Source organism: Sporanaerobacter sp. PP17-6a (genome assembly GCF_900095615.1).
GTDB classification, from domain to species: Bacteria; Bacillota; Clostridia; order Tissierellales; family Acidilutibacteraceae; genus Acidilutibacter; species Acidilutibacter cellobiosedens.
The window spans coordinates 68,414-85,080 of sequence record NZ_FMIF01000010.1 but is presented as its reverse complement, the minus strand read 5'-3'; the positions used below and the strand labels follow the sequence as shown (position 1 = coordinate 85,080).

Annotated in this window: 14 protein-coding genes; 9 read left to right on the top strand and 5 right to left on the bottom strand. The window is 31.8% G+C overall.

Annotated features, from left to right (window positions below):
- Positions 1–81 precede the first annotated feature (81 nt).
- On the bottom strand, positions 82–543 hold the full coding sequence (locus PP176A_RS05450) for a DUF4342 domain-containing protein (RefSeq protein WP_071139448.1): 462 nt from the start codon (positions 541–543) through the stop codon (positions 82–84).
- 222 nt (positions 544–765) lie between these two features.
- On the opposite strand from PP176A_RS05450, the gene PP176A_RS05445 reads away from it, so the two are divergent.
- Both PP176A_RS05445 and recQ read left to right on the top strand, forming a co-directional pair.
- Positions 766–3,831 carry an AAA family ATPase gene (locus PP176A_RS05445; RefSeq protein ID WP_071139447.1) on the top strand — a complete coding sequence of 1,022 codons (3,066 nt, stop codon included), beginning with the start codon at positions 766–768 and terminating at the stop codon, positions 3,829–3,831.
- Between the two features lie 218 nt (positions 3,832–4,049).
- A complete protein-coding gene (recQ, locus tag PP176A_RS05440) occupies positions 4,050–6,209 on the top strand; it encodes a DNA helicase RecQ (RefSeq protein ID WP_071139446.1) in 2,160 nt (719 codons plus the stop codon).
- A gap of 4 nt (positions 6,210–6,213) precedes the next feature.
- Here the strand turns inward: recQ and PP176A_RS05435 are convergent, their stop codons facing one another.
- Entirely contained in the window at positions 6,214–6,678 is a 465-nt protein-coding gene (locus PP176A_RS05435; protein WP_071139445.1) for a YaiI/YqxD family protein, read from the bottom strand.
- A 284-nt stretch (positions 6,679–6,962) separates the two neighbouring features.
- Between PP176A_RS05435 and PP176A_RS05430 the strand changes: the two genes are divergently transcribed.
- Positions 6,963–8,009, top strand: coding sequence for a P1 family peptidase (locus PP176A_RS05430; RefSeq protein ID WP_071139444.1), 1,047 nt, complete (start codon positions 6,963–6,965; stop codon positions 8,007–8,009).
- Between the two features lie 47 nt (positions 8,010–8,056).
- On the opposite strand, the gene PP176A_RS05425 is transcribed toward PP176A_RS05430, so the two are convergent.
- Positions 8,057–9,604 (bottom strand): ABC-F family ATP-binding cassette domain-containing protein, encoded by a 1,548-nt coding sequence (locus tag PP176A_RS05425; protein WP_071139443.1) that lies wholly within the window; start codon positions 9,602–9,604, stop codon positions 8,057–8,059.
- A 602-nt stretch (positions 9,605–10,206) separates the two neighbouring features.
- Between PP176A_RS05425 and PP176A_RS05420 the strand changes: the two genes are divergently transcribed.
- Entirely contained in the window at positions 10,207–11,016 is an 810-nt protein-coding gene (locus tag PP176A_RS05420) for a motility protein A (protein WP_083381805.1), read from the top strand.
- Positions 11,017–11,022: 6 nt separating this feature from the next.
- Entirely contained in the window at positions 11,023–11,697 is a 675-nt protein-coding gene (locus PP176A_RS05415) for an OmpA/MotB family protein (RefSeq protein ID WP_071139442.1), read from the top strand.
- Between the two features lie 291 nt (positions 11,698–11,988).
- On the opposite strand, the gene PP176A_RS05410 is transcribed toward PP176A_RS05415, so the two are convergent.
- On the bottom strand, positions 11,989–13,578 hold the full coding sequence (locus PP176A_RS05410; RefSeq protein WP_071139441.1) for an ABC-F family ATP-binding cassette domain-containing protein: 1,590 nt from the start codon (positions 13,576–13,578) through the stop codon (positions 11,989–11,991).
- 194 nt (positions 13,579–13,772) lie between these two features.
- Here PP176A_RS05410 and PP176A_RS05405 point away from each other — a divergent pair, with 194 nt between their 5' ends.
- The gene (locus PP176A_RS05405; RefSeq protein WP_071139440.1) at positions 13,773–13,994 is read left to right on the top strand and encodes a hypothetical protein; all 222 of its coding nucleotides are present in this window, start codon (positions 13,773–13,775) and stop codon (positions 13,992–13,994) included.
- A 164-nt stretch (positions 13,995–14,158) separates the two neighbouring features.
- Positions 14,159–14,677, top strand: a complete 519-nt coding sequence (locus PP176A_RS05400; RefSeq protein WP_071139439.1) for a nitroreductase family protein — start codon at positions 14,159–14,161, stop codon at positions 14,675–14,677.
- A gap of 157 nt (positions 14,678–14,834) precedes the next feature.
- Here PP176A_RS05400 and PP176A_RS05395 read toward each other — a convergent pair whose 3' ends face one another.
- Positions 14,835–15,503: a Crp/Fnr family transcriptional regulator gene (locus tag PP176A_RS05395; protein ID WP_071139438.1), complete on the bottom strand. Its 669-nt coding sequence runs from the start codon at positions 15,501–15,503 to the stop codon at positions 14,835–14,837.
- 97 nt (positions 15,504–15,600) lie between these two features.
- Here PP176A_RS05395 and PP176A_RS05390 point away from each other — a divergent pair, with 97 nt between their 5' ends.
- Together PP176A_RS05390 and PP176A_RS05385 are read left to right on the top strand one after the other, a co-directional pair.
- Complete coding sequence (locus PP176A_RS05390) at positions 15,601–16,272, top strand: ATP-binding protein (protein ID WP_071139437.1); 672 nt, start codon at positions 15,601–15,603, stop codon at positions 16,270–16,272.
- A gap of 13 nt (positions 16,273–16,285) precedes the next feature.
- Entirely contained in the window at positions 16,286–16,666 is a 381-nt protein-coding gene (locus tag PP176A_RS05385; protein WP_071139436.1) for a cupin domain-containing protein, read from the top strand.
- Position 16,667 lies beyond the last annotated feature (1 nt).

Here is a 16,667-nt window from a genome sequence, read left to right as displayed (position 1 = left end):
TTTAATATTATAACTTTTTTATAATATTAAAACCATACAAATAAACCTGCTGAATATTTATTCAGCAGGTTTATTTTTTCATTATATTTCTTTAAATTCTTTTATAACTTTATCTGTAGTGGAGCTAACAGTATTACTGAATTTATCAATCTTGTTGTTTATTCCCCATTCTTTATTGTCACTTCTTTCAAGGCGTATCTTATGGTGTGTGATAACAATTAATATTAATACTATTAAGGATACGGGGAAGGTAAAAATTCCTATTAATATTGCTAAAAGAGAAGAAATGTTTAATACTGTTTTTTCATCCTTTAGTACAACGAATTTTATTTTGTTCAGTTTTTGTATGACTTCTTTAATGCCGTTTATAAAAGAAGAATCTCCAATTTTTATGCCATCAGCTTTGATTCTGTTCTGCTCTTCGAGATATGTTAAAGCTTCAACTATATTGCCGTTATTCCTTTCTAATGCATCTTTAGCTTCCTTATAACTTACATTGGCTCTCTTTCTTAATATGTCAATTTGTTCAAGAGTAATATTCACGCTAATCCCTCCAATCAATTATTTTTTCCTTTATATATAGGATAATATAGTAAAGTTAGAGGAATATTAGTGAAACATTAAAATTTCATTAGAATTTAAAAAATTATATAAAAGATTAATATTCTAATTTTATATTGAAATTTATAGCTAATTGTAAATATAATTAAAGATAAAGGAAGAAAACGATTTATGAATTTATATTCCTAAGGAGAGAAGATAAACATGAATTTGATATATTGTAAGATGTTTGGCACCCCTGTTATTATGAATAATAACAAAAAAATTTTTTTTCCGTATAAAAAAGCTGAGGCCTTATTTTATTATATGGTTTTAAAGAAACAGGTAAGCAGAGATGAACTGGCAGGTCTTTTTTGGGCAGATAAAGATGAAAGTATTGCAAAAAAAAATTTGAGAAATGCCATATATGAGGTTAAAAAATCTTTCAATGAAGAAGTGTTTATATCTCCGATAAATTCTATAGTAATGCTAAATCCCGAAATAAACATAAAATCAGACGTAGACATTTTTTTAAAGGATCATGAGAAAAGTATTGAAGTATATACGGGAGAATTTCTTCAAGGATTTTTTATTAAAGATGCCGAGGGATTTGAAAAATGGTTAGACAAACTTAAAGAGGATTTTAGAGAACAGTATATAACAAAAATATATGAAAGAATAGAAGAAGATGAAAAGAAATCATATTTTAAGGACATTGGAAAATATGCTAAGCTTATAATAGCTGCAGACGAATTTGATGAAAAAGCTTATGGAATATTGATGAATTACTATAAAAATACAGAAAATTATGGGAAAGCCGTAAATGTATACAATAACCTTTCTCAATTGTTGAAAAAGGAATTGGGAATAACGCCTGACTGGCATACCGAAGAAATTTTCAAGGAGATAATGAAGATAATAAATAAACGTAAAAAACCGGAAAGTATGACTTCGAAAGAGTTTTTCTATGGAAGGAATAATGAACTCAAGATACTGAAAAATAACTATGAGAATTTTACACTCGGAAACAATGGAAAATCAGTAATTATTGTTGGAGAAGCTGGAATAGGCAAGACTGGACTTAAAGATAAATTTATTAAAGGTATCAATGAGAAGGAAGTTTATATATTTGAAGCTGATTGCTATCAGGTAGAAAAAGAATATCTTTTAAAACCATGGGACATCATTCTTTCGGAAATATCTGATGTACTTGAGGATGAGAAAATAAATATCCCACAAATATGGGAAGATATTATTTCAAGAGTATTTCCTCAATTTCATAAAAAAGAGAAAGATAATGATAATGATATCAAATATATAGAGAGCATTGGAAATGTTAAATATGAAATAATATCGGATATTTTGATATATATATTAAAAAGGATTATTGAGAAAAAAAAGGTTGTTTTTATATTTGAAGATATTCAGTGGATGGATAATGAAAGCTTGTCTCTTTTAACAAGCGTGATTCTTCACCAGCAAAAAAATGATGTTATATTTATTGTCACTTGCAGAAATGAATATGATAGTGATGTAGATAAATTTGTGACTATTATGGATAGTTATAATAAATTAATAACTATAAATTTACCGAGATTTACAGAAGAAGAAGTAAAAATGTTTGTAAAAACTCTCTTCCCGGATATTCATATATCGGATAAAACGCTTCGGAAGATATATTCTGAAACAGAAGGAAATACATTTTTTTTGACGGAATATTTAAATATAATAAAATCCAATGGAGACACCAATATAATGTCTATAAAAATGAAGGATATACTCAAAAGCAGATTCTTGTATATATCGGAAGAAGGAAAAAAGATATTGAATATTGCATCCATTTTTTTCGATGGCGTTCCTTTGGAAATACTGAAAAATTTGACGGGAAAAGAGGATTTGGAACTTATAGATATAATTGAAGAATTAGAAAATAAATTTATACTAAAAGAACTTAAAATTGACGGTGAAATCAATTTTAAATTTACTCATCAGAAGTTGAGAGAATTTGTTTATATGAATCAATCTGAGGGAAGAAAAAGAATTTTACATAATAAGATAGGAGATTTACTGGAAAAAAATTTATCAAGCGACAAAGCGGATATAAATGAATACCATAAACTCATGTACCATTATTTCAATGGCAGCAATAAAATAAAATATCTGAATTATAAGATAAAAAGTCTAAACTATTATTTAAATTTCAGCCATGAATTGTTTCCTATAATTATTGATTCAAATAATGATATATATAAACATGCATATTTTAGCAGGGAACAGACAATTAAATATCTAAAGAATATAGAAGAATTGCTAAAAGAAATAAAAGGGAAAGGAAAACCTAATAATGAAATATTAAAATTGGAGATAGCTTTTTTTCATATAAAAGGCAGGTATTTGATTAGGGACGGAAATTATGAACAAGGTACAGAGTATATAAAAAGAATGATTAAAGAATCCTTAGACATTGAAGACAGAGATCATGCACTTGAAGGTTATAAACAAATGATATATTTTTGTATACAGACTAATGAGACGGAAGCTATGGTGAAGTATGTGGAACAGGGGTTGGATATAGCAATGGAGTGTAATTACCATAAGGAAATAGGAATATTGTTAAGGCTTAAAGGGCTGTATAGGATAATGTGCGGAGAATATAAGGAGGCGGAAGAATTACTAAATAAATCTATAAATACATTTAATATAACTGAGCAGATAGCAAGTAAATATTCATTAAGCATTGCAGCATCCTATAATTATATAGGAGAAATAAGAAGACTTAATATGAAATTTGATGAGGCGCTAAACTACTATGACAAAGCTATAGCTATGTGTGAGAACAAAAATTCGCTGACGAGTTTAGCCATATTCAATATAAATGCAGGTCAAGCGGCATTTGAGATGGGCGATTATAAAAAATCAAAGAAATATTTTGAAAAAGCTTATGAACTGTATAATCAATTTGATTCTGTATGGAGAAAAGCTATATTAGGGGCTTTTATGGCTTTAATAAATATAAAAGAAAATGATTATTATAAAGCATTGGAATGTTTAAGGAATGCCGATATTTATTCTCAAAGGATGAAAAATCCTCATGAAATGGGAATTGTATACCGGGTAAAGGCAGAAGTAAGAATAGCAATGGAACATAACGAAAAATTATATAATGTATTCATTCAATATTTAGACAGAAATGCAAACTATTATTGTGAAGAAGGAATGAAATATCTTAAAATTGCAAGAGAAAATTATGAAATAGAAGTGATAAATACTTTGAGAGATGGAAGGCAATAGGATTTTCTATAGGTTATAAAATGGGCCATATCCCATAGCTACAGCTATCATCAGGGAAATAACTGCTATTAAATTCCGTTAATAATAAAGATTGCACCTACTTAATAAAGTCATAATTATATATTAACTTTTTAGATAAAAATTATTTTATTGCTTTCGCATTTAATTATAAAATATTGTATAATGTTAATTGGATAATTAAGTAAGGGAGAAGAAAAATGGATATTTATGATGTTCTGAAAACTTATTTTGGATATGATAAATTTAAAAAGGGACAAGAAAGATTAATTAGAGGAATACTTAAAGGAGAAGATGTGCTGGGAATAATGCCTACGGGAGGAGGAAAATCTCTGTGCTATCAGTTGCCGGCGGTTATTCTTCAAGGTGTTACTATAGTGATTTCTCCTCTGATATCGTTGATGAAAGATCAGGTGGATTCTCTAAATGAGATGGGAATAAAAGCTACATTTATTAATAGTTCCCTTGACCATAAAGAATTTATTGAGAGATTATACGATGTGAAAGCAGGAAAATATAAAATATTATATATTGCTCCGGAGCGTTTAAATACAAAAATTTTTATCAATTTGACCGAAAGCATAAATATTTCTTTTATTGCAGTAGATGAAGCTCATTGTATAAGTCAGTGGGGACATGATTTCAGGCCGAGCTATCTCCAAATTCCACAATTTATAAAATCGTTGAAATATCGACCTCCTGTTGGAGCTTTTACAGCTACGGCCACAAAAGAAATAGTAGGAGAGATAAAAGAATTAATAGGATTAAGTGATCCTATAGAATCCATAACGGGATTTGACAGACCTAATTTGTTTTATCAGGTAGTTAAAGTTAATGATAAGTTTTCCTATGTTTTAAATTATTTAAAGAACAACTATGAAGAAGATTCAGGAATAATATATTGTGCTACCAGAAAAACCGTGGAATCCCTGTTTAAAAAACTTACGGAAAGAGGAATCTCCGCTGTCCAGTATCATGGCGGAATGAATTCGGAAGAGAGGCAGGAAAATCAGGACAGTTTTATATTTAACAGATCTCGGATAATAATTGCAACAAATGCTTTTGGGATGGGGATAGATAAACCGGATGTAAGATTTGTAATTCATTATAATATGCCTAAAAATATGGAGGCATATTATCAGGAAGCAGGCAGAGCGGGAAGAGACGGACAAAAAAGTGATTGCATACTTCTTTATTCTCCTGGGGATATTGTTAAACAAAAATTTATTATTCAAAATAGTAATTTTTCTTTGGAGAGAGAAACTGTGATGTATGAAAATCTTCAATATCTCGTAGATTATTGCAATACTGATGAGTGTTTGAGAAATTTTATATTATCTTATTTCGGAGAAACTCCGGAAAAGAAAAATTGTAACAATTGCGGTAATTGTTTGGACAAGTCCGAGATGATTGACGTAACCATAGAAGCTCAAAAGATTTTATCATGTATATATAGAACCCATGGAAGATTCGGGCTGGGTACTATAATACAAGTATTAAGAGGTTCAAAAAATAAGAAAATATTGGAGCTTGGCCTTGATAAAGTATCCACCTATGGAATAATGGCAGACTATAGTGAATGGGCAGTAAGAGAAATTGCCATGACATTAACGTCAAAAGGATATATAGAAATTACCGCAGATAAATTTCCCATATTGAAATTTACAACAAGATCAAAGGAAATCTTGACAGGTAAGGTTAAAGTTTATCATAAAAGATATTTAATAGAGAAAAAGATGGAAATAGAAAAGCCTGTGAAAAAAATAGGCATAGAAAAATTTGACGAGAATTTATTTATAAAATTAAAGGAATTAAGATACAAAATATCTCAAAAGAAAAGTCTTCCTCCATTTATGATATTTCACGATTCCACTTTGCGAGAAATGGCTTCCTATCTTCCTAAAAATAGAGAAGAACTTTTGACAATAAGCGGGGTCGGAATTAAAAAATATGAAAGTTACGGAGAAGACTTTATATCAGTAATTAAAAAATATTGTGAGGAAAATGAGATTGAATTAAAACCGTCAAAGGCTGCGGCTTCTGTGGAAGATGAAAAATACAACAGATATAAAATTACATACGATTGTTATCTGAAAGGTCTTTCTTTAGAAGAAATTGCAAAAATAAGAAATTTTACGGTTAATACTATAATCGAACATCTTAAAAAATGTGAAGGGAATGGTTTAGAAGTAGATTGGTCAAGATTTATTGACGATTCCCTTAAGGAAAAAAGAGTATTAGACGCTATAAGAAAATTGGGATTAAAAAGATTAAAGCCGATTAAAGAATCTTTACCGAAAGACATTACCTACGAGGATATTAAAATCATAATGGCAAAAAACCAGTTGGAAATACAATAATGTTTTACTGATTATTGCAATTAATTTGGGAAGGAAGGTTTATTTCTATTAATCTTTTTAAATTTTTTTCAAACTGAATATCCCATTGAGAAGTTCTTTTTTTGAATTTAGTATAATACCTGTGATTTTTTCGGAGTTCTTTATTTATATATCTTTGCTCTAATAATTGTTCAATATTCTTTGAATTTATAATAAGACCGTTTTGATTTATACAAAAAGCGTTTTTGGCAAGGGCTAAGGCAGCAAGGCCATAATCCTGAGTAACAATGATATCCCCGCTTTTGGCCTTATTGGCGATATAAAAATCAGCACTATCCGGAGATTTGTCTACAGTAACTATAGAAGCATACTCATCATATATTTCATGGCAATAGTTTTTAACTACAATTACATCCAAGTTATAAGATTTACCTATTTCAATTGCCAAATGAACAACGGGACATCCGTCGCTGTCAATAAGTATTTTCATAATTTATCACCCTTTAATATTATAACACAGATATTCAAATTATATGAATAAGGGTGAAGGTATTGAGAAAATTAAAATTTCCTTAATATATATTTGACATTATTGTAAAATAAAATTGTAGCGAATAACAATACGATTAAAAGTTACAAAATTTCGTCTAATCACTCAGTCAAAAGGCATTAAATGGGTTATATCTGTAGTATTACATTTTTGAGGGAATTGAAATCCTGTGATTGAGTGGGAATACAAAAAGTATTTAAAGATAATAGAGGGAGGAAGTATGAATGTCAAATAAAACGAGAATAGAAGATTATGATATTAAAATAGGGAAAATGGTTAAAGGAAGATTGAATAAAATAACGGATGTGGAAGGTGTAAAAGTAGGGCATTGTACAATAGATACTCAGGAAGACAAAACGGGAGTTACGGTTATATTGCCTCATGGAGAAAATATATTTAAAAATAAGTTGATTGCTGCAGCTCATGTTTTTAACGGTTTCGGAAAGACTACAGGCCTTATTCAGATTGATGAACTGGGGACATTGGAAACGCCTATAGCATTGACAAACACATTAAATGTAGGAATTGTTTATGACAGTATTGTGGAATATGTGATAAATGAATGTGAAAAGGATAATATAAAAGCAGAGTCAATAAATCCTATAATATGTGAATGTAATGACTCCGGATTAAGTAATATCAAAAATAGGGCTGTAAGGAAAGAACATGTACTTAAGGCAATAGAATCTGCCTGTGAAGATTTTGAAGAAGGAGATGTGGGAGCGGGAAAAGGGACGAGCTGTCACCAGTTGAAGGGAGGAATAGGTTCTGCATCCAGAATCATAGATTTAAGCGGGGGAAAATATACTGTGGGAGTATTGGTACAGTCAAATTACGGACTTCTTAATGATTTTACTATAAATGGTAATAATGTTGGAAAGAAAATATTGCACAAAATGAAAGTGGAGGAGAAAAAAGATAAAGGTTCGATAATAATGATTGTAGCTACCGACTTGCCTGTATCCAGCCGGCAATTAAAAAGGATATGCAAAAGGACAAGTATAGGATTAGCAAAATTGGGATCTTATATGGGAAATGGCAGCGGAGAAATTGTCATTGGATTCTCAACGGCAAATATTATAAATAGTGATGAAAGAGATGATATATTTAATATAAAGATGATAAAAGAAGGTAAAATTGATTTGGCCTTTAGAGCGGCAGCGGAAGCATGTGAAGAAGCGGTATTGAATTCCATGATTACTGCCCATAGTGTAAGAGGATATAAAGGTAATATAAGGAGAAGTTTAAAGGAATTTGATGAATATTTATAATTATATTTATTTGGCTAACCTATAAACTTTATAAGTTAGCCAAATTTTTAGATATATTTTTCCATATTCCATATATCCGTTACCCAGTCTTCAAAGAATTCTTTTTCATGGCAAACTAAAAGTATAGTTCCTCCATAATTGATTAAAGCTTCCTTCAGAGCATTTTTGGCATCTGCATCAAGATGATTGGTAGGTTCATCTAATAAGAGCCAATTACTGGGAATCATCATTGATCTGCACAGTCTTACCTTTGATTGTTCTCCACCGCTTAAAGATGAAATTTTTTGCAGAATATGTTCCTGTCTTAAACCGCATTGAGCCAAGACTCCTCTTATTTCTTGCTGTTTTTTTTGAGGGAAGTCCTTCCATATTTCTTCTAAAGGAGTATAGTTCGTGGACTTTGTTTCCTGTTCAAAGTATACGGGGTAAAGATAGTTTCCCATATCTATTTTTCCTGTTAGGGGAGGGATTATTCCCATGATTGTTTTTAGTAAAGTTGATTTTCCGATACCGTTACATCCTACAACAGCAATTTTGTTTCCTCTCATTATCTTGAGATTTAGATTTTTAATAATAGGATAGTAATATCCTATGTTCATGTTAGTACATCTAAAGACCAATTCTCCGGAATTTCTTGCTTCCTGAAAGTTGAAATGGGGTTTTGAAATTTTCAAAGGTTTTTCTATCTTCTCCATCTTTTCCAACTGTTTTCTTCTGCTTTGGGCTCTTTTAGTAGTGGATGCTCTGACAATATTTTTGTTTATGAATTCCTCCATCTTATTTATTTCTTTTTGTTGTCTGTTATACATGTCTGTATATCTTTTGGTTTCTTCATCTTTCAGCATTAGAAATTTTTTATAATTTCCAGGGTATCTTTTTAAATATCCAAATTCAATATTAAATATTACATTTGTTATATTGTTGAGAAAAATCGTATCGTGAGATATGACTATGAAGCTGTTAGGATAATTGTTGAGATGATCTGCAAGCCAATCTATATGTTCTTTATCGAGATAGTTAGTAGGTTCATCCAACAGAAGAAGGTCAGGATTCATTAAAAGAAGCTTTGCGAGCTTTAGTTTTGTTCTCTGGCCTCCGCTCAATTTATCCACGGAAGTATCCATCCCTAATTGATACAGTCCCAGGCCTCTTGCCACATTTTCTATTAAGCTGTCTATTTTATAAAAATCGCTTCTGTCAAGCCTGTCTTGGAACTTTCCATATTCATTAAGTAGTTTTTTCATTTTCTCTGAATCTGAATTTGTACAAGACATACTATCTGAAATTTTTATCATTTTTCTTTCAATAAGATATAATTTATCAAAAGCAGATTTCAGCCAATCTTTGATACTATATTCCTTGTTGAATTCAGAATGTTGATCAAGATATCCGATATTTATAGATGACGATTTATAAACGGACCCTTCGTCCGGAACCAAATTTCCCATTAAAATATTAAAGAATGTGGTCTTTCCTGCACCGTTAATTCCGACTAACCCTGCGTGTTCTCCCTTTTGAAGAGCGAAAGATATGTTTTTTAATACCGGTTTATCTCCAAAAGAAAAACTTAAATTTTCAACATTTAAAACACTCATATAAATTCCCTCCTAAATAAAAAAGGAAAGAGAATATTAATATTCTCTTTCCTTAAAGTCATAGTTTTATATTGTCATAAATTGAAACATCATATTAAGAAAGCTTTTTTTGAAACCCAAGTAATGTCAGACATTAGGGCAAATTAAGACTTCCCTTTAAGTTATAAAAAAGAGTTTTAATATATCTCGTGAATTCTTATTAAATTTGTTTGCTTAAAAAAGGGCAGACTTCTCCCTTGGTTTAAGCTAAACAATTTAAAAGAATTCCACACTGATACACTAAACTCTCATCTCCTTTAAAATCAATTATTTATATTATTATACAATATCGCTCAAAAGATGTAAAGGATTTTTAAATATAAACTTTTGGCGCTTTTCATTAAAAATTTAGTAAAACGGGTTAAGTTAATTGTGAGATATCCGATATATAAATAGAAACTTAATTAAAGGATAAAATCCAATTTTGGATTTTGTGAAAGTGAAATTTTAATGAGGCATACTACAGCAATAATATGTATGATACGTTTTTCTATAGCAGGATACTGAAGAACAGTCATGGATACATAAGAGTAGGGTAAGCCAATTGAGAAGGAGGTTTTATATTGTCAAGATCAAAATCGACATGGATCGGATTAATAATTGGTGTAGGATGTATAGCTATTTCAATTATGGCATCAGGTGATATTAGAACATTTTTAAACTTGCCTTCGTTTTGTATTACAATAGGTGGTACGGTGGGAGCTGTTGTTTTATCATTTCCAGTGGACAGGCTAAAAACCCTTAGGCCGGTTATGAAGAAAGCATTTATCAATGAAAAATTTGATGTAGAAAAAGACATTGACACCATAGTAAGCCTTGCTGAAATTACAAGGAAGGAAGGATTTCTTGCCCTTGAAGATACGGTTGATGAAATTACCGATGATAAATTTTTAAAGGAAGGTATAATGCTCATAATAGATGGTGCCGATAAGGATCAGCTCATGGAATCCTTACAAACGGAGATTTATTTTATGAAGCAGAGACATAAGAAAGGGTGGGAAATGCTGGACATGATAGGAAGTGAAGTAACATCTCTTGGCCTTGTAGGGACGTATGTCGGCCTTATTCCTATGCTCATAAATTTAGAGGACCCAACTAAATTAGGGCCTTTAATGGCTATTGAATTGGTCACATCTTTTTATGGAGCTTTTCTTGCTTATGTTATTTTTTTGCCTATGTCTAAAAGGTTAAAGGTTATGAATGCAAACGAGGTAACAAGGAAAGAGTTGTTTATTGAAGGCCTTATGGCTATTGAAGAAAGTCAGAACCCGAAGGTAATCAGAGAAAGGCTTACTTTCTATATGATGTCAAAGGGTGGAAAGGATTTGAGAAGTCAACAAGAAGATAAGTTTAAGATAAAGGAGGTGGCTTAGCCAATTATGAAAATGAGTGGAAGATATGATGATTCTGATGATGATTCTGATGACGAGTCACCAGGTTGGTTAACTTCCTATAGTGATATGATGACTGATTTACTTGCAATATTCGTAATTTTATTTTCATTTGCCATAGCAGATAGAGTAGTAACCTCCAAGGCAGCAGCAAACAGGCCTGCGACTGCTTCAGCTCAAGAGCAGACTGTGGCGACACAGCAGAAGTTTGATAGTTTTGTTGAAGATATAAATTCTTATATTAAGGAGTCTGAGTTTTCTACACAAATAAGTGTTATTGACGAAGGGGAAGGTGTGGTTTTGATACGTATGAGGGATTCTGCTCTTTTTGATTCCGGACAGGCTACTATTGACCCGAAGGCTGAGAAAATACTTAACAATATTTCCAATATACTGGAAAATTATAAAGATTCTATTAATATGGTCCGGATAGAAGGACATACGGATAACCGTCCCATACACAATGAACAGTTCAACAGCAACTGGGAGTTATCTACGAGTCGGGCTGTTAATATTCTTAAACGACTTTTAGAGGTATCTTCGCTTGGAGCGGATAAATTTTCTGCAGTTGGTTATAGTGAATTTCACCCAATTGCCGATAACAATACTGCAATGGGGAGGGCTTTAAACAGGCGTGTGGACTTTATCATCGAGACGAAATGAAATTTACTTTTTATTTAAATAATAGACTGCAAATACAAATTTTAAAGAAACTCAAGCTCATTTTTTATTATAACTAAAAAATAACAGTATAAATTAGTACTGTTATTTTTTTACTGTTATAATAAAAAAATTGGTTAATAACGGAGTTAAAAGTGTTAAATTACTCAACGCTGTTATACCTGTTTGCAATTATTCTTGCTGCCACAGGGAAACAAAAATATTGTGCCGGTGGTTTGAAGTTTAGAGTATTAAAATTTATTTGCCATAATAAACAAAATATTTCCCAGGAAATTAAATGTTCATCTTTTCTAAATATTCGTCATATGTCATATTTTTATCGACAAATCTTTCAGGAGTAATTTCCATTATCCTGTTTGCTATAGTTTGTATAAATTGATGATCATGAGAAGTAAATATCATATTACTTTTATAATCCTTTAATCCATTGTTTAATGCGGTAATTGATTCCAAATCGAGGTGATTGGTGGGTTGATCCAGTATGAGAAAATTGGCGTTTTTAAGCATCATTCTCGAAAGCATACATCTTACTCTTTCTCCGCCTGACAGAACTTTTGCCTTTTTCAAAGCTTCATCGCCGGAAAACAACATCCTTCCCAGAAAACCTCTCAAATAGTTTTCGGACTTTTCTTCCGAGAACTGTCTCATCCAATCTATAAGATTCAAATCCACATCATTAAAAAATTTGGAATTATCATTTGGGAAATAGGACCTGCTAATAGTAATTCCCCACTTATAGCTTCCACTGTCCGGCTCCATTTTACCTGCCAATATTTTAAGTAATGTGGAATTTGCAACATCATTTTCCCCTACAAGGGCAATCTTATCTCCCTTGACAACTCTGAAGCTGATATTTTTTAAAATTTCAACACCATTTATACTTTTAGATAATCCTTCTACGGAGAGTATTTCATTTCCTACTTCCCTATCTATTTGAAACGAAATAAAAGGATATCTTCTGTTTGAAGGTTGTATTTCGTCTATAGTTAGTTTTTCCAACAATTTTTTACGGGAAGTAGCCTGCCTTGATTTAGAAGCATTAGCACTGAATCTTGCGATAAATTCTTGAAGTTCCTTAGCTTTTTCCTCTTTTTTCTTATTTTGATCCTTCATCATTTGAAGGGCCAACTGGCTGGATTCGTACCAGAAATCATAATTACCGGCATATAATTTAATTTTTCCATAATCAATATCCGCCATATAGGTACAGACTTCGTTTAAGAAATGTCTATCATGAGATACAACGATTACGGTACCTTTAAAATCGATAATAAAATTTTGCAGCCATGTAATAGATTTAATGTCGAGATAATTTGTCGGTTCATCCAAAATAAGTATTCCGGGTTTTCCAAACAAAGCTTGGGCTAAAAGCACTCTCATTTTTTCATTACCTGATAGCTCGGATATCTTTTTACTATGCAATTCTATATCTATTCCTAATCCTTGAAGGAGAGATGAAGCTTCCGATTCAGCCGTCCACCCGTCCAGTTCTGTAAATTCCGCTTCCAATTCAGCCGCTTTTATGCCATCTTCATCGTTAAAATTCGGTTTTGCGTATATTATGTCTTTTTCCTTCATTATCTCATAAAGCCTTGCGTTTCCCATTATTACCGTATCCAATACATTGAAATTTTCGTATTGAAAATGATCCTGCCTCAAGACAGACATACGGGTATTCGGAGAAATACTTACTTCTCCTGTATTGGGTTCTATTTCTCCGGATAATATTTTTAAGAAAGTACTCTTTCCGGCACCGTTGGCTCCGATTACACCATAGCAATTGCCGGGAGTAAACTTTAAATTTACATCTTCAAAAAGTTTTTGATCTTTATATCTTAAACTTACATTATTAACAGTTATCATAATACTTACCTTTCCTTTCGATATTTAAAAACCATTTAGTTATTATACCATAAATTTATTGTGTTTTCATTAAATTATTGTTTATTTTAAGCCGGAAAGCTTTTTCTTTTATTGCATTTATTAATGAGATATGTATATAATGTTATTAATTATAAATGCTTTTTAAATAAATCTAAAAGGAGAAATCATAAATTATGAAAAAAGTTAAAAATGTAATTTTATTGATTTCTTTAATAATCGGATTATATGTATTGATAATTATACCAAAAACAAAAACCGTTTATGAGCCAATCAATCCTTATACTGAACCATCTTCTGAAACAGAATATATTGAAGATCCTGTTGAAGAAGAAAATTTTAAAGATAACTTAATACCTAATTTTAGCGGTTCTGCATATGTGATATTACTTAGATGATAATTTTTTCAATAAATATAATATACAGATTTTGTATAAAGTTTGTATACTATGCGCCTGACAGTAACAGGTTTGTTCCGAAGAAAACCAGATTTCGTGAAAAAGATGAAGATTATATTGAATTTGATCTATAAAATTTAACATTTGTGGAGAGGATGATTTATATGGATTTCATTGAACTTGCAAAAAAGCGTTATTCCACGCGAAATTTTAATAACAAAAAAGTGGAACAGGTAAAACTTGAAAAGATTTTGGAAGCCGGCAGGGTAGCTCCCACTGCTGCCAATCTGCAGCCTCAAAGGATATTGGTCATTAAAACGGAAGCAGGATTAGAAAAGCTTAAAAAAGCCGGAAATGTATACGGAGCACAGCTTGCTTTTGTGGTTTGTGCCGATCATTCTTTTAGCTGGAAGAGAGCTTTTGATGGAAAGGATACAGCAGAAATTGATGCTTCAATTGTCGCAACTCATATGATTCTGGAAGCCACTGATCTTGGGCTTAATTCTATATGGGTAGGTTATTTCAAACCGGATGTAATTAAGGCAGAGTTTGCACTTCCTGAAGGAGTTGAGCCTATAAACATATTGGGCATTGGATATTCCGATGAAGAGAGAAAATCTCCTGACAGACACAATACAGAACGCAAACCCCTTACAGAAACAGTACGTTATGAAACATTTTGACTATTTACCTCTATTTGCATGCAGTAAAGCATATAGAGGTTTTTTATAACCCATAGGGAAATTATGATTGCCTAATGTAAAATTTTCATAAGGCAGGTTTTAAAAATGGTTTCTTTAATGGATTAATGCTTAGATAGAAGTCTTTTTTAACTATTATTTACCTGAATTTATAGAGCATAAAGTTATTGCGGTGGAAACTGAGAATACCTTCATCGCGCAGTTTACACAGTTCATTTGACATAGCACTCCTGTCAACACAAAGATAATCGGCAAGTTCCTGTCGGTTAAATGGAATTGTAAATTCATTATTGCCCTTTATAGCTGCTTGTTCTGAGAGATAGGACAACAGCTTTTCTTTTGTAGTTCGCTTGGACAGGTGCTCGATTTTTCCGCTCAGCATAATATTCTTATCTGCTAAAATTGCCATCATATTTTTAATCAATTTAGCATGGAAAACACAAGCAGAAGAACATGTAGTGATAATCCGATGGTAATCGACAAACAGGATGACACTTTCTGATATGGAAGATACAGTAATCGGGAGTGTTTTTATATTGGAACAGACAAAGGCCTCCGCAAAAAGATTGCCCTTCTCAAATCGAGCTAAAATTGTACGATTTCCTGATATGTCTTCCCGCATTATTTGTACACATCCTGACAGTACAATTCCGACCTCGGTAACCGATTGACCTGCCATCAGTATGATTTCATTTTTTTTGTAGCTTTTCTTATGGGCATTTAAGCATTTGAGCATTGTGTTTATTTCCACTTCATTTATATCCTTAAAAAGAGGAACGATTTTTAAAACTTTTAAATATTCTTTCATATTTTCTCCTTTTACGTTGTAAAAACAACAGATTTAATGATTTTATTATAATATAATGAAATCGAAAAATCAAGGAAAGAGAAAGGATGAAACGGTTATGATTCGTAAAATTATAAAAATTGATGAAACGAAATGTAATGGCTGTGGAATGTGTGCTGATGCTTGTAATGAAGGAGCTATTGCAATTATAAATGGTAAAGCGAAACTTATCCGTGATGATTACTGCGACGGATTGGGAAATTGTCTACCCGTTTGTCCGACTGGGGCTATATCCTTTGAAGAGCGGGAAGCTTTGGCATATAACGAAGAAGCGGTTAATCACCGCATTGGAGGCTGTCCCGGCAGTATGGCAAAGGCAATCCAGCCAAAGCCTGAATCTGTCGATAATTTTGAAGCCGTACAAAGCAAACTTATGCAGTGGCCTGTACAAATTAAATTGGTTCCGGTAAATGCACCTTATTTTAATAATGCGAACTTGCTTATAGCTGCGGACTGTACTGCATTTGCCTATGGTGATTTTCACCGTAAGTTTATTAAGAATCACATTACTTTAATTGGATGTCCCAAGTTAGACGAAGGCGATTATGCTGAAAAGTTAACAGAAATATTTAAGAATAACAATATAAAAAGTGTTAAGGTAGTTCGTATGCAGGTACCATGTTGTGGCGGTATCGAAAATGCGGTAAAGAAAGCACTTATTAACAGTAAAAAAATGATTCCGTGGCAGGTTGTAATTATATCTATAGATGGTCAAATTTTAGAAGAATAGGAGGAAGGTTATTATGGAAGAAGTTTTTATTAAAAATATTTTGCATGAAACAGTGTTATCATTGGCAGATCAAGTGCAGGTTCAACCAGGACAAATTGTCAGTAAAACATTGGCACAGAATGAGTACGTAAGTATTACATTATTTGCCTTTGATAAAAACGAGGAAATTAGTACTCATGATTCAGATGGTGATGCTATGGTGACTGTTTTAGAAGGTAACGGCCTATTTGTAGTAGATGGTAAAGAGCATCTGGTAAAAAAAGGGGAGACATTGGTTATGCCTGCCAATAAACCTCACAGAGTTTTTGCTAAGGAAATGTTTAAGATGATGTTGACTGTTATATTTCCGTTTGAAAAAAGTAATCAAAAAAATCAAATAAAAATGGAGGGGTAAA

Excerpts from the sequence above, each read along its gene's own strand:
- PP176A_RS05435 (WP_071139445.1), bottom strand. The coding sequence starts at position 6,678 with ATGAAAATACTTATTGACAGCGACGGATGTCCCGTTGTTCATTTGGCA.
- PP176A_RS05395 (WP_071139438.1), bottom strand. The coding sequence starts at position 15,503 with ATGAAAGAATATTTAAAAGTTTTAAAAATCGTTCCTCTTTTTAAGGAT.
- PP176A_RS05385 (WP_071139436.1), top strand. The coding sequence starts at position 16,286 with ATGGAAGAAGTTTTTATTAAAAATATTTTGCATGAAACAGTGTTATCA.
- PP176A_RS05405 (WP_071139440.1), top strand. The coding sequence starts at position 13,773 with ATGAAAAAAGTTAAAAATGTAATTTTATTGATTTCTTTAATAATCGGA.
- PP176A_RS05390 (WP_071139437.1), top strand. The coding sequence starts at position 15,601 with ATGATTCGTAAAATTATAAAAATTGATGAAACGAAATGTAATGGCTGT.
- PP176A_RS05400 (WP_071139439.1), top strand. The coding sequence starts at position 14,159 with ATGGATTTCATTGAACTTGCAAAAAAGCGTTATTCCACGCGAAATTTT.
- PP176A_RS05415 (WP_071139442.1), top strand. The coding sequence starts at position 11,023 with ATGAAAATGAGTGGAAGATATGATGATTCTGATGATGATTCTGATGAC.
- PP176A_RS05445 (WP_071139447.1), top strand. The coding sequence starts at position 766 with ATGAATTTGATATATTGTAAGATGTTTGGCACCCCTGTTATTATGAAT.
- PP176A_RS05430 (WP_071139444.1), top strand. The coding sequence starts at position 6,963 with ATGTCAAATAAAACGAGAATAGAAGATTATGATATTAAAATAGGGAAA.
- PP176A_RS05410 (WP_071139441.1), bottom strand. The coding sequence starts at position 13,578 with ATGATAACTGTTAATAATGTAAGTTTAAGATATAAAGATCAAAAACTT.
- recQ (WP_071139446.1), top strand. The coding sequence starts at position 4,050 with ATGGATATTTATGATGTTCTGAAAACTTATTTTGGATATGATAAATTT.
- PP176A_RS05425 (WP_071139443.1), bottom strand. The coding sequence starts at position 9,604 with ATGAGTGTTTTAAATGTTGAAAATTTAAGTTTTTCTTTTGGAGATAAA.